This window comes from Lactiplantibacillus brownii (assembly GCF_031085375.1).
GTDB classification, from domain to species: Bacteria; Bacillota; Bacilli; order Lactobacillales; family Lactobacillaceae; genus Lactiplantibacillus; species Lactiplantibacillus brownii.
In genome coordinates this window covers 2,989,444-3,009,648 of the sequence record NZ_JAVCWF010000001.1, presented here as the reverse complement: position 1 = coordinate 3,009,648, position 20,205 = coordinate 2,989,444, and the positions used below count along the sequence as shown (strand labels likewise).

Below are 20,205 nucleotides of genomic sequence, written 5' to 3'. Positions count from 1 at the left end.
CACGTGGATACCCCTTTTCTTAAAAAACGTAATTCTATTTTAGCATGAACAACTGTAGTTTTCCACAGGTGGACAAACGGTTAAAAAATAAATCACAGGCTGTTTTTAATTTTGTCCACAGGATGTTTAAAAAACAGGCATTTGAGATTATTTGAAAGTTATGCACAGAGTGGCGTTCAAAAACAAGCTTGGTTTAACAGTAATCAAAAGAGTTATGCACACTCAAAAATAGTCCTGTGGATAACTTTGTCACAGGCTGTTATTTTGTCGATAACCCTGTGCACAATTTGTGGACGGTAAAAATTGTCCAAAATGTTTCCACAAGCTTTTGGCTAAAACTTTTTAGCAATTAGCCGCATACGATATAAGGCTAAAACAATTTTATGGTTTTCAAAGTTGACAATATATGCTATAGTATTCAGGAAATGCGTTTAGGATTAGACTGCGTTTTGAAAATAACGACTTAATCGAATTGATTCATGTCATTATAGAGAAGGAGGTGTCATGATGAAGAGAACTTACCAACCAAAGAAGCGGCATCGTCAACGTGTCCATGGTTTCCGCAAACGGATGAGCACCAGCAATGGCCGTAAAGTGTTAGCCCGTCGACGCCAACGAGGCAGAAAAGTATTGTCTGCATAGGCCACTGATAATCAGTGGCTTTTTCTTTACAGTCCTGGACTTTGTTGTTCAGGGCTGTAAAGTTGTGTAGCAATTCGCTCAGGTTAGCTTGAGCGCACACATGGAGATGGATTATGCGAAAATCATATCGGGTAAAAAAAGAAACTGAGTTTCAGCAAGTTTTTGAGACCCGCAACTCGTATGCCAATCGTCAATTTGTCATTTACGTTTTGGATAAACCGGGGCAGCCACATTTTCGAGTGGGCATCTCAGTCGGTAAGAAGATTGGGAATGCGGTCGCTCGGAATTGGGTCAAGCGCCGGATTCGGCAATCAATCACCGAGTTGAAACCGCAGCTCAAGCAAGATGCGGACTTCCTCGTCATTGCCCGACCAACCGTTGCCGGTAAGTCGCAAGCCGAAACCAAAGCTTATCTTAGCCATGCGCTAAAGCTAGCGCACCTGCTGGACAATGATTAAAGTGAGGACATTCGTTTGAAAAAGTACAGAAAAATACTGGCAATGCTGGCCGTACTAGCCTTAGTGCTAGTGTTGAGCGGGTGTAGTAATACCCCAATCACGGATAAGAGCACCGGATTTTGGGATGGCTTGATCATCTTGAATTTCTCACGGGCGATTATTTGGCTATCACACTTGTTTGGTCATAGTTATGGACTCGGAATTATCGCGTTTACGTTGATTATTCGGATCATTATCTTACCATTGATGATCTTCCAAACTCGGAGCATGGTTGCAATGCAAGAAATCCAACCGCAGATGAAAGCTTTACAAAAGCAATATTCATCACGCGATATGGAAACGCAACAAAAACTCCAAGCTGAGATGAAGAAGCTGTACTCACAGTACGGCGTTCATCCGATGGCCAGCATGTTGCCGTTGCTAGTTCAAATGCCAGTTTTGATTGCCTTATACCAAGCAATTTGGCGGACGCAAGCGTTGAAGACTGGCTCGTTCCTCTGGTTGCAACTTGGGAGTAAAGATCCGTATTATGTTTTGCCAATCCTAGCGGCGTTATTCACGTTTGCTAGTTCATGGTTGTCGATGAAGTCGCAGCCAGAGCAAAACGGGATGACCACTTCGATGACGTACTTGATGCCATTAGTCATTTTGATTACTGCCATCAACGTCCCATCCGCGTTATCCTTATACTGGGTTATTTCCAACGCGTTCCAGGTTGGACAGACCTTGTTACTACAAAACCCCTTCAAGATCAATCGCGAACGGGCAGAGAAGAAGGCCAAAGAACGAGACCGGACACGCAACCTTGAAAGAGCTAAAAAGCGTGCGATTCGGAATCATAAACGTTAAATACAAATGGACCTGCCCATGTGGTGGGTCTTTTTTTTACGGTCAGAGTGTGAGGTCAAACGGGTTGCTTCCGAGCATAGCCCAGCCAGTCAATTACTCGGTGTTTTTCCGAGTGGTTGACTGGCGTAGCTAAGCGGAGGACGCAGTTTGGCCAAACACGTTTCGGCTATTGAAGTAGGGGGGGCTTCCGAGCAGTGACTTAACCGGGATAAGCGGAGCTCGCAGTTGACACTACCACGTTTCGGCTATCAAGGTAGGAATCAGCAAAAGTGCCATCCAGAATACATACACCATCGTTCTTTACCGCTTAGTCAATAACGTTTTGGCCTTGATTGATTAGTCATAACGATAGTTTTGCCAGCGAAAAAGGTCTAAAAGTAGCAAATATGACCTAGATTCCCGTCCGTCATAGGGTAATGCTATAATGAACCTAGGTATTTTTATCGAGGAGGAAATCGTATGACAGTATTTGAAGGTAATACCGTCGCAGCTGCTACGGCGGCTGGTTTAAAACAAATGCATTTAACCCGTGATCAGGTTGAGCTTGAAGTCGTTGCGGAACCAAAGAAGGGCTTTTTAGGTTTGGGCAAACAAGCGGCACAAGTTCGACTAACGGCTAAACCGCAATCTGCTGCGCCAGCTAGTGCCACTGAACAACCAGTGAAGTCAGCAACGCGTCCGGCCAGTGCTGCGGCTGCTGTAAAAAATCAGCCCAAGGTGACGGCCAAGCCGGTTGCCCAGCCAAAACCACAGTCTGTGAGCAAGCTAGCACCAGCTTCAACGCAATCAGTAGTCTCTTCGGCAGCAAAAGTTGTGATCGCAACTTCAGCGGCCAACTCGAGCGTAGCCGCATCCGCGACACCAGAACGGACGCCTGAACAAATCGCCGCCCGGCAAGCAGCCAATGAGCAAGCGGTGCGTGACTTGAGCGCCTACTTATTAGAAATTGTGAAACAGTTGGGCATCACGGCGGACTTAGACGTTGATTTTGGGAATCGCTATGCGACCTTGAATTTTGATACTGAAAAACAAGGGCTCTTAATTGGCAAACATGGTCGCACGATCAATGCCTTGCAGGATTTGGCACAAGTTTATATGAATCATCATGGCGCGTCACATGTGAATGTGGTTTTAGATGTCGATGACTATCGGGAACGTCGTGAGGAAACGTTGCAACGGCTAGCGGAAAGTACGGCCCGGGAAGCGATTGCGACCGGCAAGCAAGTTTTTCTAGATCCAATGCCATCGTTTGAACGCAAATTAATCCATGCGGAACTAGCCAATAATCGCCACGTGACTACGTTCTCGGAAGGTCGCGATCCTCATCGGGCCGTCGTGGTTGCCGCGCGCAAATAAGGGGCTATTTGGAATGCAAACAGGCGTTTGACAAACGACAAATGAGCTATTATAGTAAGTGTTAATCATTCTTATCTTTTAGATAAAGTAGTCAAAGTGCTTTATCCACGCTTTAAGGTGGCGTGGACTAGGCGCTTTTTTTCTGCATTTTAGGACATATTATTAACTAATTGACCACAAAATTTGGTATGGTATTAGGCGGTGAAACGCTGAAACGACGTAAAGAAAGGACTTGATCGGTTATGCCAGCGACCACGGAATTTGACACGATTGCGGCGATCTCGACGCCACCTGGTGAAGGTGGGATCTCTATCATCCGCATTAGCGGTGATAAAACATTTGAGGTAGTTGCACAGATTTTTAAGGGGAAGGACTTACGTAAAGTTCACTCTCATACGATTAATTATGGACACATTGTGGACCCCGAATCGCAACAAGAAGTCGATGAAGTGATGGCTTCCGTCATGCGAGCGCCGAAAACGTACACTCGTGAAGATATCATTGAAATCAATTGTCATGGTGGCTTAGTTGCTACGAATGAGATTCTCCAGTTGATTTTGAGTCACGGTGCGCGGATGGCCGAACCTGGTGAGTTTACGAAACGGGCCTTTTTAAATGGTCGGCTTGATTTATCCCAAGCTGAAGCCGTCATGGATCTGATCCGTGCGAAAACGGACAAATCGATGAAAGTTGCCTTAAACCAGTTAGATGGGGATCTATCGACCTTAATTCGTCACTTACGGCAAGATATCTTAGATGTATTGGCGCAAGTTGAAGTGAATATCGATTATCCTGAATATGATGCAGTTGAAGCGATGACGACTAAAATGTTGAAGGAAAAAGCGGCCGAAGTTGGTCAAAGCATTGATCAATTATTAGCCACGGCCAAGCAAGGTAAAGTCTTACGTGAAGGCTTAGCCACAGCGATTATTGGGCGACCAAACGTGGGTAAATCCAGTTTGCTAAACCATTTATTGCATGAAGACAAAGCCATCGTGACGGATGTTGCTGGGACGACGCGAGATGTCATTGAAGAGTACGTGAACGTTCGCGGCGTGCCGTTGAAGTTAGTGGATACGGCCGGGATTCGAGATACCGATGATAAAGTCGAAAAGATCGGGGTCGAACGTAGTCGTAAAGCGATTGGCGCAGCGGATCTCGTGCTATTAGTTTTGGATAACAGTCAGCCGCTAACCAAAGAAGATCAGGCTTTGTTAGCTGAAACTAAATCGTCAAAACGAATCGTTATTTTAAATAAAACAGATTTACCTGCTAAATTAGACCAAGCGGAATTATTCACAGCGGTCGATCCGGCTGATGTGATGAGCATGTCCGTGTTGCAGCAAGCAGGTGTTGAGCAACTTGAACAACGGATTGCGAAAATGTTCTTTAATGAAGGCATTGAGAGCAGTCAGAATAGTGTCATGGTCACTAATGCGCGACATATCGGGTTGTTAAATCAAGCCAAACAAGCGCTCCAAGACGTCCAAACAGGGATTGCAGCGGGGATGCCGGTTGACTTGGTCCAAATTGATATGACACGTTGTTGGGAATTTCTCGGGCAAATTACCGGGGATAGCTATGAAGATGAATTAATCGACCAATTATTTAGCCAGTTCTGTTTGGGTAAGTAAGCGGTACGGAGGAAAGACTTAATTATGACAGAAGTAAAGGAATATACTGGCCGGGCCTATGACGTGATCGTCGTTGGGGCTGGTCATGCCGGCTCCGAAGCGGCATTAGCTGCTGCACGGATGGGCAATCGGACGTTACTCATGACCATTAACTTGGATATGGTTGCGTTTATGCCATGTAACCCCTCTGTTGGGGGTCCAGCTAAGGGAATTGTGGTCCGCGAAATCGACGCTTTAGGTGGCGAAATGGGCCGTAACATTGATAAGACTTACGTCCAGATGCGGATGCTCAATACTGGTAAAGGTCCAGCGGTGCGGGCTTTACGCGCGCAGGCTGATAAGCACGCTTACCATTCAGAAATGAAACATACGATTGAACGTGAACCTAACTTGACGTTGCGCCAAGGCATTGTCGATGGCTTGATCGTAGAAGATGGTGTCTGCAAAGGGGTCATCACGAATACTGGGGCGCGTTACAGTGCTAAGAGTGTCGTGTTGACCACTGGGACAGCCGCTCGTGGCAAGATCATCATTGGTGAATTGATGTATTCTTCTGGTCCAAACAATTCTCAACCAGCGATGAAATTATCGGGTGATTTGGAAAGACTAGGTTTTGACCTAGAACGTTTCAAGACTGGGACACCACCACGGGTTGATGGCAACACGATTGATTATAGTGTGACTGAAGAACAACCGGGTGATCCAGAACCCCATCATTTTAGCTTCGAAACTAAAGACGAAGACTATTTAGACTTGGCGCATCAATTATCTTGCTGGTTAACTTATACCAATGAGACGACGCACAAGATTATTAGAGAAAACCTCGATCGGGCGCCTATGTTTACGGGTGTGATTGAAGGGGTGGGTCCGCGGTATTGTCCTTCAATTGAAGATAAAATCGTGCGTTTCGCTGACAAGAAGCGTCACCAACTCTTCTTGGAACCAGAAGGTCGTCATACGGATGAATGGTACGTGCAAGGCTTATCGACCTCAATGCCAGAAGAAGTGCAACAACGTATTTTGCATTCAATTAAAGGCCTCGAAGACGCTGAAATGATGCGTCCAGGCTATGCAATTGAATACGATGTGGTGTCTCCTTACCAATTAAAAGCGACTTTGGAAACCAAGCTAGTTAAGAATCTTTATACTGCGGGTCAAACTAATGGAACTTCAGGCTATGAAGAAGCGGCTGGACAAGGGTTAATGGCCGGAATCAATGCCGGTTTACGAGCATTAGACCGTGGCCAATTCACTTTGAAGCGTAGTGATGCTTACATTGGTGTCATGATCGATGATTTAGTGACTAAGGGAACGAAAGAACCTTATCGTTTATTGACGAGTCGTGCCGAATATCGATTGATTTTGCGGCATGATAATGCTGATCTACGATTGACAGATAAAGGTCACGACTTAGGTTTGATTGATGATGAGCGTTATGCGGAATTTGAAGCAAAACGACAAGCTATCACAGATGAACTTGACCGTTTAGGCAAGATCCGAATCAAGCCTAGTGCTGAAGTTAATCAATTTTTGCGTGATCACAATTCTGGCGAACTTAAAGATGGCGTCTTGGCAGCGGACTTCTTGAAACGTCCCGAAGTACGCTATGCTGACTTGATGAAGTTTATCCCAGCCTCTGCGGAACCGTTGGAACGGCATATTATTGAACAAGTCGAGATTCAGATCAAGTACGCTGGCTACATCAAAAAGGCCGAAGACCGTGTCGACCATTTGAAGAAGATGGAAGCTAAGAAGATTCCAGATCGGATTGACTATGATGCTATCGATGGTTTAGCCACCGAAGCGCATCAAAAGTTAAAGAAGATCCAACCGGCAACGATTGCTCAAGCTTCGCGAATCAGCGGGGTTAACCCAGCAGATATCGCCATTTTGAGTGTTTATATTCAACAAGGGCGGATTGCCAAGGTTCAAAATTAATAAAACTGTTGAGCGCTAGTCATCGATAATGGTGGCTAGCGTTTTTTTGTTTAGTTAGTGGGTCTCTTGTCTCTGTGGACCAGTGCAATGTAGCCATCATATGTATTAAGCATCTGTTTAGCTTGTCGTTCCGGTTGGTCTGGACTGATGCTGGAACGTGGTGGCCACGTTTGTGAGCCAAAGTGCGGTCTCACAAGCCGGGCTTTTCCTAAGCTGGAGGTTCACCAGCAAAGGAAAATTTCACCACTGAGCATCATCCAGCCCGCCCTGCACTAATCAGTGATTCTAATATCAATTGTTCTTTCGTTAATACTGGGTTTATCAATGTTTCCTTAGTTAGGTCACTATTTAACGTCGGAGTTGACTAGCTCGTTTGCCGTGTCGAGACACTTAGCTGGGCGGTTTTACCCAGGTTAGTGTCTGGCCGACTTTTAAGACGTGGGCTTCCGGCTTGAAAGCGCCCTGCAGACCGTTCTTTGGCTGCAGGTCTGCCTCACAGCAAACGTGCTGGTCAACGGAGATGGAACTAATGAGCTATTTTAATAAATACGAGAGCTACACCACATTAGTTTGTTCATGATGAAGCAGACCAATTGGGACAAAAATGGTCAAGCGTTCGAATTAGAGATTGGACAGTAGGATTATAAATTTGTAAAACCATCAGTCATTAACGGACATGGCCCAGTAATTGGGCTATAATTATTGAAAGCAATCGTGGGGATAAGGGAGAAACTGGTGGATGAAAACATTCAAAAACATCATGAGTTGGGTATTACCAATTGTCGTGGGGCTGTTAATTGCTATGGTCATTCGACATTTTGTGTTCACAATGGTTCGGGTCGATGGGCCTTCAATGGAGCCTAATCTGGAGAACAATGAACGGGTCGCGGTGGTCAAAACAGCCAAGATAAAACATCTTAGTGTCATCGTTTTTAATGCTTATCAGGTTGATGGGGATGCCCGTTCAAAGAGCGTCAAGTACGTCAAACGGGTCATTGGGATGCCTGGTGATACCGTTAGTTCGCGTGATGGTCGGCTGTATGTGAATGGCAAGGCACTCAGTGAAAAGTTTATCAGCCAGTTTGAACGCACTCAAGGAACTGGTAATTGGACGCTTGGTGAGTTGTCGACTAAAATGAGCTGGAAAATCAAGACGACTAAGGTACCCAAGAACAGTTATTTTGTGTTGGGGGATCATCGTTCCGTTTCTAACGATAGTCGCTACTGGGGCTTTGTGCCGGCTAAAAAAATCCTGGGCGTGGTTAAAGTGCCATTCTGGGATACGAATGCCACCAAACGACACAATGTCAATTCAATTGGTTATTAAGTAAACGCAGTCATCGTTGTCAGATGGCTGCTTTTTTTTGACCATTTTTAGCCGTCGAATCGGTTAATTAACATGGTATAATCGGGCCAACAGCTTAAAAAATTAACCATAAAGTGGAGTGATTAAATGCGGTTTACAACTAGTGACGGCGTGCGGTTGACGTATGATGATATCGGGCAAGGCCAGCCTATTTTGATTATGACCGGCTATGCAGGGTTTAAAGAAATTTGGCGGGCTCAAGTGGCGACGTTGGTGGCACAGGGCTATCGGGTCATTAATTTGGACCGGCGCAATCATGGTCATTCACAGACGACGGTCAAAGGACTACGGATGAGTCGCCAAGGGAAAGACGTGGCAGAATTATTGGCAGCGTTGAATTTAACAAATGTTGATTTGATGGGTAACTCCATGGGTGCCGCGACGATTTGGGCTTATTGTTCATTGTATGGTGATGGCTTAATTCGTAAAATTATCAGTGTTGATCAGTCACCTAAGATGATCACAGATGTGACTTGGCCCTATGGCATGCTTGATTTAACTTGGGATAACTTTCCGCAAGCGGCGGAGGCCATGTATCAAGTGCATACCACGTATAAACATATTGATGACGAAACTTATCGAGCGGTCAAAGCCGCGCAAGGAACGACGGTGTTCGACTATGTGTTGAATCGACCATTATTGTACGATCATGCGTTTCAGGATTGGCGGGACGTGATTGCACAAGTCACCGTACCAGTTTTATTTATAGCTGGGGAAAAGAGTCCTTTTTGGTCAGCTGACCATGCGGCCGCAAGTGCGAAGTTAGCGCCACAGGGGCAAGCTTTTGTGATGCCTGAATCTGGACATATTGTGATGGCGGAACAAACCGAAAAATTCAATCAAGTCATGCTGAAATTTTTAGCGGCTGATTAAGTTAAAAGGGTGACTAAACCAGTTAAAATGGCTTAATCGCCCTTTTTGTTTAGAAAAGTAAACAAAAGCTGTTCATTTCCATTGAACTCCAAGCACAACAAGGCTAGAATTGTGACCAATGATATGAAATTAATTTTAAATGAGTATTGATGGAGGTAATTAAATGGCAACTGAATTGACAAAAACGGCTTTAGCCGCTTTACGTGCAAAGCAGGCAGAGCATCAGTTAGCGCCAGTTTTAACGCGTGCAATCACTAAGAATGGCATCAAAGCCACGAGCTATGATAATCAGGCCGCGACTCGTTTAGATCGAACCTTTTCAATTGATTTACCTACTGGCAAGGTCAGCAATCAAAAGCACAGTGGCCGCTGTTGGGAGTTTTCACTACTCAACACTTTACGGCATAAATTTGCGACAAAATATCATGTTAAAGATTTTGAATTATCAGAAAATTATTTGTTCTTCTGGGATAAAATTGAACGAGCTAACATATTTTACCGTAATGTTGAACAGACGGCTCGCCAACCAATCAGTGACCGCTTAGTCCAATTCCTATTTGATAATCCGGGTGAAGACGGGGGTCAATGGGCAATGGCGGCGAGTCTCGTACAAAAATACGGGGTTGTGCCAGCGAGTGCGATGCCAGAAACGTTTAATACGACTAATACGACTGATTTTCAAGCAGTCATGAGTCGCAAACTACGTAAAGATGGCTTGAAGTTACGTCAACTGGTCATGAATGGCGCGGATGAAGCAGAATTACAGTCACTTGAAAAGAGTATGTTACAAGAGGTCTATCGGATCGCGGTTTATTCATTTGGCGAGCCACCGACCACGTTTGATTTGGCCTATCGTGATGATGATAAAAATTATCATCGAACCGCACAACTTACACCACAAGCATTCTATCAAAATTATTTTGAAACTGACTTAGATGATTATGTGGTCGTCACTAATTCGCCTGACAAGCCGCTCAATCAGTTATATAGCTTGCCGGATGAAGATAATGTCATCGGGGGACGGCCAATCGAGTTTTTGAACGTTGATATGGGCGTTTTGACGGATGTTGCTGTGCAACAGCTCAAATCAGGTGAAACGATCTGGTTTGGCAATGACGTTTTGCAGCAAATGGATCGAAAAGCGGGCTATTTGGATGCACACTTGTATGAAACCGCTAAATTATTTGGAATTAACGGCCATTTGACCAAAGCGCAACGGTTACAGACAGGCGAAGGCGAAGTGAGTCATGCGATGACGTTGACGGGTGTCGATATCGTCGCTGATACGCCAACTAAATGGAAAGTTGAAAATAGTTGGGGCTCAGAAAATGGTGATAAAGGTTACTTTGTGATGACGCAAGACTGGTTTGACGACTATGTTTATGAAGTAGTGGTTCACAAGCACTTCTTGGCACCAGAATTTCAAGCGTTGCTCAAGGAACCCGCGCGGCGTTTGCCAGCTTGGGATCCGTTGCACTAAATCATGACAGGAGGAAATCAGATGAGTATTTTTGCAGAACGACTTAAAAAGGCGATGCAACAAGCCCAAATCACCTCCGCACAATTAGCTAAAACGACTGGCATCGGTCGTTCCTCAATCAGTCAGTGGTTGAGTAGCAAATATGTGGCAAAACATGATAAAGTCGTCACATTGGCGCAGGCGTTGGACGTGGAACCAGAATGGTTGCTCGGAGCGACGGTCCCCGCTGCTGCCGCGCCTGCAGTTGCTGCGACGCCGGCGATTGCCCCGGAGCTAGCGATCCTTTGGGAACAATTAGATGCGACCGGACACAAGAAATTATTGAAGAAAGCCCGCAAACTTGTCGCGAAGGCTGAAGTTCCGACTGGTAAGAAAAAAGGTAAAAAGAAGAAGAAACATCAAGCTTAATTAAAGGAGCCTCCACAACTGAACGTTGCGAGGCTCCTTTTGGTTGTTTTGCTTAAACTATTCGGGCCATTTTTCCCAATCCTTAGCCCAAAATAACCCCATGACACCTTCACCGACGTGGACGCCGACTACTGGGCCAATTTCACTTTGGTCAATGGTCAAGTCAGGAAAACTTTCGCTGATATCGGCTACCCATGCGGCTTGTAACTTGGGATTATTCCCGTTAACAATCGTGATACGCAGCGGATAATCAGTTGCTTCGATGGCCGCCGCTAATTTGGCTTTGATGGCGGCATAAGCCCGGCGCATGGTTCGTTCCTTTTCGATTGCGACGATCTTACCATCTTCAAAAGTTAAGACGGGTTTGATGCGTAACAAATTGCCGACCAGTCGTGACGCATTAGAAAGCCGTCCCGTGCGAACTAAGTGACTGAGATTATCGACGACAAAGTAAACTTCGGTCGTATCGCGCAAATGTTGTAGTTGTTCAATCACGTCTTCTGGTGTTTTCCCCGCGGCAATCAGCTTCGCAGCTAGTAAAGCCATATTTGCTTCACCCGCGGCCGTAATCAAGGAATCGAACGGGTAAACTTTAATGTTAGTAACGTTCGGTAGATAGCTTTCAAGGTTTGTGATGAAACTGGTGATGCCAGAAGAAAGATGAATACTAATAACGGCATCATAGCCATCCGCAGCCAATTGGTCGTACATTTGCTGCATTTGACCAAGCGTGATCTGCGTCGTGCTTGGTAATTCTGGCGCAGTCCGCATCCGTTCGTAAAATTCTTTGGACGTCATTTCAACGTTTTCCAAGTAAGTTTGTTGGCCAAAGATAACGGTGATTGGTACTACAAAAATATGATATTTCTTAATATCGGCGGCCGATAAGTAACTCGCGCTATCGGTAACAATTGCTGTTCGCATTTTTCCCCTGCTTTCATCGTGACAGATTATGCTGTATTATACCGCTTGTGTAGTGGTGAATGCTAGTTTTCATGAATGTGGCTGGATAACGCAAATAAAGTTGGCTGAAATCAGTTCCTTTCACGTAATTAATAGATGTATGATATAGTTGCTGAAAGAATGAGGGGGATCCCATGAGTGAAGAGCATTATGTATTCGAGGATGTCACGGTTTTGATTGCACATCTTGTGCATCGGTTTGACAACCCAACACCATTAAAAGTTCAAAAAGGACTATATTTTCTTTGGGCATTTTACGCTGCAACCTATGGAAATATTGATTATTCAGATGACAAGAACGAGTTTAGCTTGCAAAGTGAACGTTATCCTAAAGAACTGTTTCAAGCTCAGTTTGAAGCTTGGCGATATGGTCCAGTATTAAATAAAGTTTATGCGGAATATAAGAGTGGTGACTTTAAAAATATTCCAGATAACTATAAACCACAAACCGAAAATGGCAAAGAGGTTTTATCGTTTATCGATGACTTGGCTGACCAAATTAATACCGTAAATGATTTTGGCCTAGTTGAACGATCACATCAGGATCGCGCTTGGCAACTTGCATTTAAAAACGAAAATCATAGCAAGATGAGTAATGAAGCGATTAAAGAGGACTATATCGGCTATGTCAAACAACAATCCCAAATTTAATCTTAAGTTATTCAATCAAAAAGCGAAGCGCAGTCCTAAAATTGATGCTGGGATAAGCTTAATGAATGGGCACAAGAACTTATCTTTAGAGGTGCATAATGCGGATGCTGAAGTTGTTTTTCTAGAAACCTGTTTAGATTGTCAACGGGATCCGATCTTGTATTTCTCTAACTTTATTCCTGATGAAATGTTCATCATGGGTAATCGGATTGAGGCGGATATTAAAGCTGTTTGTCGCAAGCCACAATTAATATTAAAGCGAACGACTCCAGTAGACTTTCATCGGTCAAATAGCGCGCGAATCATGAGTGTCTTGCATAAATATTTGCCTGATAATGTATTAGATGAATATCACGATGGTATTCGTGAAGCAGATATGGATAACGATCCGAATCAACTGACGCGGCGTTCAGCGTTTAGAGTGTTTTTAGTGTACGCTGTGAGCGAACCAGGGACGAGCAAAGAAAAGAATTGGTTGGCCGTCATTTTCTTCGATCCTTATCATCTAATATTTCCTGTAAAACAGTTAAAACAATCGACTGATGAGTATTTATTAGCAAAGTATCGTGAAGTGGCACCGTATCAGCAAACTTTTCGAAAATATTTTGAGGAAGAGTTCAAGCAAGTTAGCTTTATTCGTGCAATGGATTTACTAGCTTAGCTATTGGGGCTGTCTAACGTGGGCAGCCCTTTTTAGATAGTTGTATTATATTTATAAAACAAGCATAATAGCCTTAATGATGGGGGGAGCGTGATTACGATGACAACGATTGAAATTAAAACGGCGACTTTGGCCGATCAGGCCGAGTTAGCTGAACTTTATTTGATTGACCGGCAACAGGAGTTTCCGTGGGTCACGGATCCCAGACTGGCGGATTTTGAGCATGATAGTCGTGGTGAATTTGTCCGCGTAGCTTGGATCAATGGTCGTTTAGCAGGCTTTTGCTCGTTGTACCGGCTGGCAAATTTTATTCACTTGCTCTTCATTGCGCCTGATTTTCGTAAAATGGGCGTCGGCGAAAGTTTGCTGACAGAGATGCGTCAATATGCGACTGAGCCGCTTACTTTAAAGTGTGTCATGGCTAATGAAGGGGCTCTCAAGTTTTATTCGCGCGTCGGTTTTCAAGTGGTGAAAGCTGATCGAGACGCTTTACCGCCAAATTATACCTTGCGTGATACCCATACTGAACAGTATGTTGCGTTGAATTTACACTAGTTCACAAAACTGAACTAGCACTGCTGTGACCCATTATGAGACTTATAATGGGCTTTTTGCATCTTTTCCTAATGTTAGCGTAGAATTTCTCTCGGTAGGATGATTAGTTGGCAAAGTAGAACCTCCAGCAGATATCATTCAAGAGAGAGCGGTCTTCCATGAAATAAGTTTTCATCAGATTTTGAAGCAAAGTTAAAGGGACCAGAAACGTGGCTTCAAGTTTAATTAGGATTGATTCATGAACTGAGTGACCTATTCGGTTTAGTGGAGACGACGTAATCGCATAGGTGTTAAATAGCTTAGCTGACGGGCTAAACATGATTGTATCGGTAAATAAAAGAAAACGGTCGCCACTTTTGTGACGGCCGTTTTAATGTTCCACGTGAAACATTATTTAGTTAAACGATGATAATTCTTGTCGAAGTAATGACCATTACGGATTTCGTCTGGGAGACCAGCGTAGGGTGCTTCACTAATGACTTCGTCGTTGTTTTGACCCGCATCACCCATATAGGTGATCGTGGCAAATTCTGGAACAACCAACTTAGGATAGGTAGCGTACTTTTCACGAGAAGCTTCCATCAATGCAATATGCTCATTTTGGAAAGTCACCGTAATCTCTGGATGATCTTGAACCCATTTAGGGAAGAAAATCGTGCCGTTAACTTTGCCTTCGTTAGGTAAAAAGTCTAAAGCCACGTCTGTACCGGTGGGCTCCGTCTAGGCAACCTTGTAGATACCTTCAGTTAGCATGACAATATTAGCTTCTTGGTCTTTGACCCAACGCCCCGCAACCATGCCGCCATGGATCCGGTAATCAACGGTGTGATCGTTCTTGGCATACCATTCATATTCCCAACCGTTATCATAAGTATAGATAAAGTGGGTCCCTAAAAAGTCGTCTAAAGTTTTAAATGTTTTTGTCATTTGATTAAGCCCTCTTCATTTAGAATGAGTAAATTAAAACGTGTAATTTATTACATGTTTTAAACAACAAGGTTAGTGTATACTGAAGTTAATCATTCGTCAAGGAGGAATCACTCATGGCGCAAAAAAACAAACTACAATTCATTATTCTCGGGCTCCTAAATCAGCAACCGTTGACTGGTTATGATTTAACGAAAGCCTTTGACCACGAAATTGGGGAATTTTGGCAAGCACAACACAGTCAAATTTATCCGCAACTTAAACGATTGGAAGCACAAGGGTTGATCACGCATGAAGTGATGATCAGTGGTGAGAAGCTAGAAAAAAAGCTTTATCATATCACGGAAACCGGACAAGCGAGTTTAACGACATGGATCACAACAGGGACGCCTGAATTAACGGCGACAAAGGATGAGTTCATTTTAAAACTTTACTTTGTGCGAACGAATCGCGATCCTCGTTTGCCAGAGATGCTAACTGAGCAACTCCGATTACATGCTGAAAAATTGCAACATTTACAGGCACGGTTGACCACGGTCTTTCCCACCAAAGCCTCACAGACTGAAAATTTTGGTCATTACTTAATTTTGCAACATGCTTTGGGGCGAGAAAATTACTACGTTGGTTGGTTGCAGCAAACATTAGCGGCCTTACCAAGCGAGTCTTAGCCAACCTTAAAAAGAAGTGATGAACCGCCACACGGACTGAACGAAAGGGTTATAATAACAGTGCAATTACCAATTCAAATCAATGAGGAGGGTAACACACTATGGATAGTTCTAAAATGAATGACCCATTAATCTATCGACGGATTCTGTTGACCGTGGATGAGGATGACAATACATCTTCTGAACGGGCTTTTCGGTATGCCACCACGTTAGCGCGTGATTACGAGGTGCCGTTGGGAATCGTTTCCGTGATGGAGAGTGAAGATATCAATATTTTTGATTCACTCACGCCATCAAAGATTCAGGCGAAGCGAAGACATGTTGAACAAGTAGTTCAAGACTATGTTGACTTAGCCAAAAAGGATGGTATCGCTGAAGTTGAACCACTCGTCTACGAAGGCGGGGATGTCGACGATGTGATCCTAGAACAAGTGATTCCGGATTTTAAACCGGACTTGTTAGTTACGGGTGCCGATACACAATTTGCACATTCAAAGATTGCGGGAGCGATTGGGCCGCGGTTAGCGCGGAAAGCGCCAATCTCCGTAATCGTTGTGCGTTAAACTAAAAATTTAAACTCAACCCCCTCAGGAGTTGCAGAGACGTGGAAAGAGGGCGTACCGTTTTGAAAAAGAAAACGGGCGAAAAGAAAAAATCCAGTAAATTTATTGAAGAAACTGGGACCCAACGCAAAAGTTTGGATGAAATCAATGGGACGATTGAAGTCCCTGAAGATAAAGGGTATTTTCGAACTTTGCTGGCTTACACGGGGCCAGGCGCGCTAATTGCGGTTGGGTATATGGACCCTGGGAATTGGATCACGTCGATCGGTGGGGGTGCGAGTTTTAAGTACACCTTACTGAGCGTGGTTTTACTTTCTAGTTTAATTGCGATGCTACTACAAGCGATGTCAGCGCGATTAGGCATTGTGACCGGACGTGATTTAGCTCAACTAACTCGTGAGCGCACCTCAAAGTGGGCCGGACTGGGTTTGTGGGTCATCACAGAACTGGCCATTATGGCGACAGATATCGCTGAAATTATTGGTTCAGGGATTGCGCTGGAACTCTTATTCGGTTTTCCACTGATTGTGGGGATCACGATTACGGCATTTGATGTTTTGATCTTATTGTTCTTGATGAAATTAGGCTTCCACAAGATTGAAGCTATCGTCGCGACACTGGTTGCGGTGATTCTCTTTGTTTTTGCTTATGAAGTCTTCTTATCAAAGCCGAATGCCTTGGGTGTTTTAGGCGGTTATGTGCCACGGGCAGAAATTTTGACCAATCAACCAATGCTGTACTTGGCCTTGGGGATCGTTGGTGCGACCGTGATGCCGCATGATTTGTATTTAGGCTCATCAATTTCTCAAACTCGAAAGTATGACATTCATGATGAAGCGTCAGTTCGTAAGACTATTCGATTCACGATTGCGGATTCGAATATTCAGCTGACTTTAGCGTTTGTTGTTAACAGTTTGTTACTGATTCTTGGTGCAGCGTTGTTCTTCGGAACGCATAGTGATCTTGGTCGTTTTGCGGATTTGTTCAATGCACTGAACAATTCCAAAATCGTGGGTGCGATTGCTAGTCCAATGCTTAGTATGTTATTCGCAATTGCATTACTCGCTTCAGGGCAAAGCTCCACGATTACTGGTACTTTAGCGGGTCAGATCATCATGGAAGGCTTTATTCATTTGCGGATGCCGCTTTGGGCGCAACGATTATTGACACGGTTGATGTCGATTACACCAGTGTTGATTTTCGCGGTTTACTATCATGGTAATGAAGCAAAAATCGAAAGCCTGTTAACGTTCTCGCAAGTATTCTTGTCGATTGCGTTGCCATTTGCGATGATTCCATTGATTATTTTTACTAGTGATAAAAAATTGATGGGTGTCTTTGCTAACCGGCCCTGGGTTAAGTACACTTCATGGATCGTGGCAGTAATTTTAGTTATTTTGAATTTACAATTAATTTGGACGACCTTAGCTTGAGGTCGAAAAGGCGAGTTTCAGCTCTGGATGTGCTGAGACTCGCCCTTTTTAAGGACTATAGGAATTGAACTTGTGATGAATTGGCACTAGCGTCTGTTATTTGAGAGTAGTCTAATGCAGTTATACGAGGTAATGGTCACATGACAACACAAAAACAAAAGATCCAAGTTTCTATTGATTCTGATTTATCAGAAGAGGTTGATCGTATTTTAGTTGCGCTAGGAATGAATTCGACGACGTTGATAAACGCTTTGTATCAACAAATTGCGGCGACCGGTTCAGTTCCATTTGAAGTGAGTTTGTCACAACGAGAAAAGTTAAATCTAAAAATAAAAACATTGAGTAAGCAGCGGCCACTGCGAGTCATTGAGGCACCTAGTAAACTTGATGAGTACTATGACGACGATGATGAATATTGATATTTTACCAATGGTTAGTCATTCTCTCTAAACAAGTTAAGATGGATGCAACTTGTTGATATTGGCCATTTTTGTGGGGCTGATTGAGGGAATTGTGTAGCGTGAAAAATTTCTGATGGTTCTAATATGTTATAAATAATTAGATAAGAAAAGCGACGAAACTTTTGTGTAAGGTTTCGTCGCTTTTACTTTATTGCAATCAGCTAATTTTCAATTGTTTGTTTGGGCTAACGTTAATAAGTAGCAGTACACAAGATCATCCATGGCTTTCAGATTAAACCCGCTGCACCGCTCAAACTTATCGATCCGATATAACAAGGTGTTGCGGTGCAAGAAGAGGTGAGCTGCCGCTTGGCGGACGTTACCCTGAGTTTGATATAAAGCCGTGATCAATTGTTGGTTATCAGGATCTGTCAGTAGCTCATTGGTCAAAGTATCTAGTGCGGTGTGATGAACCGTGGCTAAGTAAGGTAACATTGCACTGCTTAAAGTACCGACCGCTTGTTTGTGGTTTTGCTCGAAAAGTTGACGTTCCAAACGATATGCGGCTGGTAGCGTTTGAACATCACCGTGACGGCTCCCAATAAATAGATGGGTATTGGTATAAAAATCGTTATCTAACAAATCTAATAAGCCGGTCAAATCCGGTTGTGTCAAGGGGCTGATGGGATCAGCTAGTAATAAATAGCCATCATTTTCGGTCGTAAAAGTACGATGCACGACATCATTAAACAAGTCGCTTAAAGCTGCAAGCCACTGGTGATGATGCTGGCTGTCGTCGGTAAAACGAACCTGAAAGTGGAGTAACTGCAGTTGTTTTGCCGTGGTGTGTGGTGCAACTGTGGCTTCGCCAGTCAAAAAGTTCGACCACGTATCAATGGCGGCTTGGGGTGCTTTGGTTTGAGTCAACAGTTCCAAGAGGGAGAGTTCACGGCGCCCAAGTTTCGCGGTCTCAATGCATAAATATTTTTCCGCTGCGAGCCTGATGCAGACCGTATTAGGCTTAACAATAGGTGCCGTTACCACCGTCGCTTGTGGGTAAATGAGTTGTAGTTGTTGAACATTCATGAGTCATAACACCTCCGAAAAATGGCTAACGATCAGCGTAGCACGTCTTCAGTTGACGCCCGAACCATTAGTTTAATATCAACGACAGTTTGGTCATTGAAAGTGCGCTTAGGATTATTAATCTGATCTAATAGTGCTTCGACCGCTTTGGCGCCAATGTTTGCAAAGTCTTGGACAACGGTCGTCAAAGCCGGCTTGTTTTTCTCAGCTGCTGGCAGATTATCAAAACCAATCAATGCCAAGCTTTGCATGACGTTGGGATCAACTTCTTGTAATTGATGCATCGCACGCAAGGCAATAACATCGTTTTCAGCAATGATGGCGGTAATTGCTTGAGCTTGAATATAAGCTTGCAGCTGTAGTGCATCGCTACAAGCCTGTAGCGCTTGTGCCCAGCGTAGCGGTAGGCTGGGATCAATTTTGTTGAGTGTGAGTTCGTTAAAGTAACCCATGAATCGGTCACTGACCGTTCCAGTGAAAGTTTGCCAAAAGGGTGTCGCTGGTAAAAAGGCGATCCGTTGATGACCGAGGGCTTGTAAATGATCACAAGCGCTACTGCCCCCAGCCACGTTATCACTAACGACGCTTGGAATCGCCAATGCTGAAGGTCGTTTGTCTAAAACGACCAATGGTAAACGTTGGGCATGCAGGGCCATTAGAACCGGCATTTCAGTGGCTAAGTTTTGTGGATAGTAAATAATTCCGGCGTACTGGTGTGAGAGGGCACTCATGTCTAACTGTAAAAAAGCCTCGTTAGCCATGAGTTTTAATTTCCAAGTCGTATCTTTGAGCGTCGCACGAATGCCACTTTGATAATCGCCAAAAGCCGTTGTTTCTGGAAAAGGCAAGACCAGTAAGATTTGGCGTTGGGTCGTGCTCTTGTGTGGTTTAACGTAAGTTCCGCCACCCCGAACGCGATAAACGAGATCTGCCGCAGCCAAATCATTTAAGGCTCTTTTCGAAGTGATCCGACTGACGCCGTACTTAATCGCGACGGCGTTCTCGCTAGGTAGCCGATCATTTGGGGCATACTCTCCCCGTAAGATCGCCATGCGCAGCCGTTGATATAAGATTTCGTATTTCGCCATAATGTTTCCTCCAGTTGGTATAGTCTGACCAACAACTTTTGCCGTTAATTGTGGGTTAATGGTTTGATTCTAATCGCTTACATGGTATATTTCAAGTGTAAAAATATACCAGGATGTGCATAAATTAAAGGTCTTTATCAAATTTTTGCGAAACAAAAAGAGTCTGGCATAAACTACCAGACTCATCTTGCCTTTTATCACAGACA

20 protein-coding genes and 1 pseudogene are annotated in these 20,205 nt (G+C 44.1%); 17 read left to right on the top strand and 4 right to left on the bottom strand.

Features of this window, described 5'->3' with window-relative positions; translation table 11 throughout:
* Positions 1-507: 507 nt before the first annotated feature.
* The 10 genes from rpmH (at position 508) to RA086_RS13965 (ending at position 11,004) form a co-directional block, all read left to right on the top strand.
* A complete protein-coding gene (gene rpmH, locus RA086_RS14010) occupies positions 508-642 on the top strand; it encodes a 50S ribosomal protein L34 (protein ID WP_003640225.1) in 135 nt (44 codons plus the stop codon).
* Positions 643-755: 113 nt separating this feature from the next.
* Complete coding sequence (gene rnpA / locus RA086_RS14005) at positions 756-1,100, top strand: ribonuclease P protein component (RefSeq protein WP_137626200.1); 345 nt, start codon at positions 756-758, stop codon at positions 1,098-1,100.
* A gap of 15 nt (positions 1,101-1,115) precedes the next feature.
* Complete coding sequence (gene yidC / locus RA086_RS14000; RefSeq protein ID WP_308704382.1) at positions 1,116-1,949, top strand: membrane protein insertase YidC; 834 nt, start codon at positions 1,116-1,118, stop codon at positions 1,947-1,949.
* A gap of 459 nt (positions 1,950-2,408) precedes the next feature.
* Entirely contained in the window at positions 2,409-3,305 is an 897-nt protein-coding gene (gene jag, locus RA086_RS13995; protein WP_308704381.1) for an RNA-binding cell elongation regulator Jag/EloR, read from the top strand.
* A gap of 242 nt (positions 3,306-3,547) precedes the next feature.
* Entirely contained in the window at positions 3,548-4,939 is a 1,392-nt protein-coding gene (gene mnmE / locus RA086_RS13990) for a tRNA uridine-5-carboxymethylaminomethyl(34) synthesis GTPase MnmE (protein WP_308704380.1), read from the top strand.
* 24 nt (positions 4,940-4,963) lie between these two features.
* A complete protein-coding gene (gene mnmG / locus RA086_RS13985; protein ID WP_308704379.1) occupies positions 4,964-6,877 on the top strand; it encodes a tRNA uridine-5-carboxymethylaminomethyl(34) synthesis enzyme MnmG in 1,914 nt (637 codons plus the stop codon).
* Between the two features lie 739 nt (positions 6,878-7,616).
* Entirely contained in the window at positions 7,617-8,204 is a 588-nt protein-coding gene (lepB, locus tag RA086_RS13980) for a signal peptidase I (protein ID WP_308704378.1), read from the top strand.
* Positions 8,205-8,330: 126 nt separating this feature from the next.
* The gene (locus RA086_RS13975) at positions 8,331-9,116 is read left to right on the top strand and encodes an alpha/beta fold hydrolase (protein WP_308704377.1); all 786 of its coding nucleotides are present in this window, start codon (positions 8,331-8,333) and stop codon (positions 9,114-9,116) included.
* Positions 9,117-9,279: 163 nt separating this feature from the next.
* Complete coding sequence (locus tag RA086_RS13970; RefSeq protein WP_308704376.1) at positions 9,280-10,596, top strand: C1 family peptidase; 1,317 nt, start codon at positions 9,280-9,282, stop codon at positions 10,594-10,596.
* A 21-nt stretch (positions 10,597-10,617) separates the two neighbouring features.
* A complete protein-coding gene (locus RA086_RS13965) occupies positions 10,618-11,004 on the top strand; it encodes a helix-turn-helix domain-containing protein (RefSeq protein ID WP_308704375.1) in 387 nt (128 codons plus the stop codon).
* A gap of 57 nt (positions 11,005-11,061) precedes the next feature.
* Here RA086_RS13965 and RA086_RS13960 read toward each other — a convergent pair whose 3' ends face one another.
* Positions 11,062-11,928: a DegV family protein gene (locus tag RA086_RS13960; RefSeq protein ID WP_308704374.1), complete on the bottom strand. Its 867-nt coding sequence runs from the start codon at positions 11,926-11,928 to the stop codon at positions 11,062-11,064.
* Between the two features lie 173 nt (positions 11,929-12,101).
* Here RA086_RS13960 and RA086_RS13955 point away from each other — a divergent pair, with 173 nt between their 5' ends.
* The 3 genes from RA086_RS13955 to RA086_RS13945 all read left to right on the top strand — a co-directional run bounded on the left by RA086_RS13955 (position 12,102) and on the right by RA086_RS13945 (position 13,833).
* The gene (locus RA086_RS13955) at positions 12,102-12,617 is read left to right on the top strand and encodes a Panacea domain-containing protein (protein WP_308704373.1); all 516 of its coding nucleotides are present in this window, start codon (positions 12,102-12,104) and stop codon (positions 12,615-12,617) included.
* Positions 12,592-13,278, top strand: a complete 687-nt coding sequence (locus tag RA086_RS13950) for a hypothetical protein (protein WP_308704372.1) — start codon at positions 12,592-12,594, stop codon at positions 13,276-13,278. Before RA086_RS13955 ends, RA086_RS13950 begins: the two co-directional genes overlap by 26 nt.
* 99 nt (positions 13,279-13,377) lie before the next feature.
* Complete coding sequence (locus tag RA086_RS13945) at positions 13,378-13,833, top strand: GNAT family N-acetyltransferase (protein ID WP_308704371.1); 456 nt, start codon at positions 13,378-13,380, stop codon at positions 13,831-13,833.
* A gap of 390 nt (positions 13,834-14,223) precedes the next feature.
* Here RA086_RS13945 and RA086_RS13940 read toward each other — a convergent pair.
* Positions 14,224-14,760, bottom strand: a pseudogene (locus RA086_RS13940) (phenolic acid decarboxylase).
* A gap of 116 nt (positions 14,761-14,876) precedes the next feature.
* Here RA086_RS13940 and RA086_RS13935 point away from each other — a divergent pair.
* The 4 genes from RA086_RS13935 (at position 14,877) to RA086_RS13920 (ending at position 17,843) form a co-directional block, all read left to right on the top strand.
* A complete protein-coding gene (locus RA086_RS13935; RefSeq protein ID WP_308704370.1) occupies positions 14,877-15,428 on the top strand; it encodes a PadR family transcriptional regulator in 552 nt (183 codons plus the stop codon).
* A 101-nt stretch (positions 15,429-15,529) separates the two neighbouring features.
* Positions 15,530-15,991, top strand: a complete 462-nt coding sequence (locus RA086_RS13930) for a universal stress protein (protein ID WP_308704369.1) — start codon at positions 15,530-15,532, stop codon at positions 15,989-15,991.
* Between the two features lie 62 nt (positions 15,992-16,053).
* Positions 16,054-17,424, top strand: a complete 1,371-nt coding sequence (locus RA086_RS13925) for an Nramp family divalent metal transporter (protein WP_407659076.1) — start codon at positions 16,054-16,056, stop codon at positions 17,422-17,424.
* A 140-nt stretch (positions 17,425-17,564) separates the two neighbouring features.
* The gene (locus RA086_RS13920) at positions 17,565-17,843 is read left to right on the top strand and encodes a type II toxin-antitoxin system RelB/DinJ family antitoxin (RefSeq protein WP_308704368.1); all 279 of its coding nucleotides are present in this window, start codon (positions 17,565-17,567) and stop codon (positions 17,841-17,843) included.
* A gap of 210 nt (positions 17,844-18,053) precedes the next feature.
* Here the strand turns inward: RA086_RS13920 and RA086_RS13915 are convergent, their stop codons facing one another.
* Positions 18,054-18,911, bottom strand: coding sequence for a helix-turn-helix domain-containing protein (locus RA086_RS13915; protein WP_308704367.1), 858 nt, complete (start codon positions 18,909-18,911; stop codon positions 18,054-18,056).
* Between the two features lie 32 nt (positions 18,912-18,943).
* Positions 18,944-19,999 (bottom strand): GntR family transcriptional regulator, encoded by a 1,056-nt coding sequence (locus RA086_RS13910; RefSeq protein WP_308704366.1) that lies wholly within the window; start codon positions 19,997-19,999, stop codon positions 18,944-18,946.
* Between the last annotated feature and the right edge of the window lie 206 nt (positions 20,000-20,205).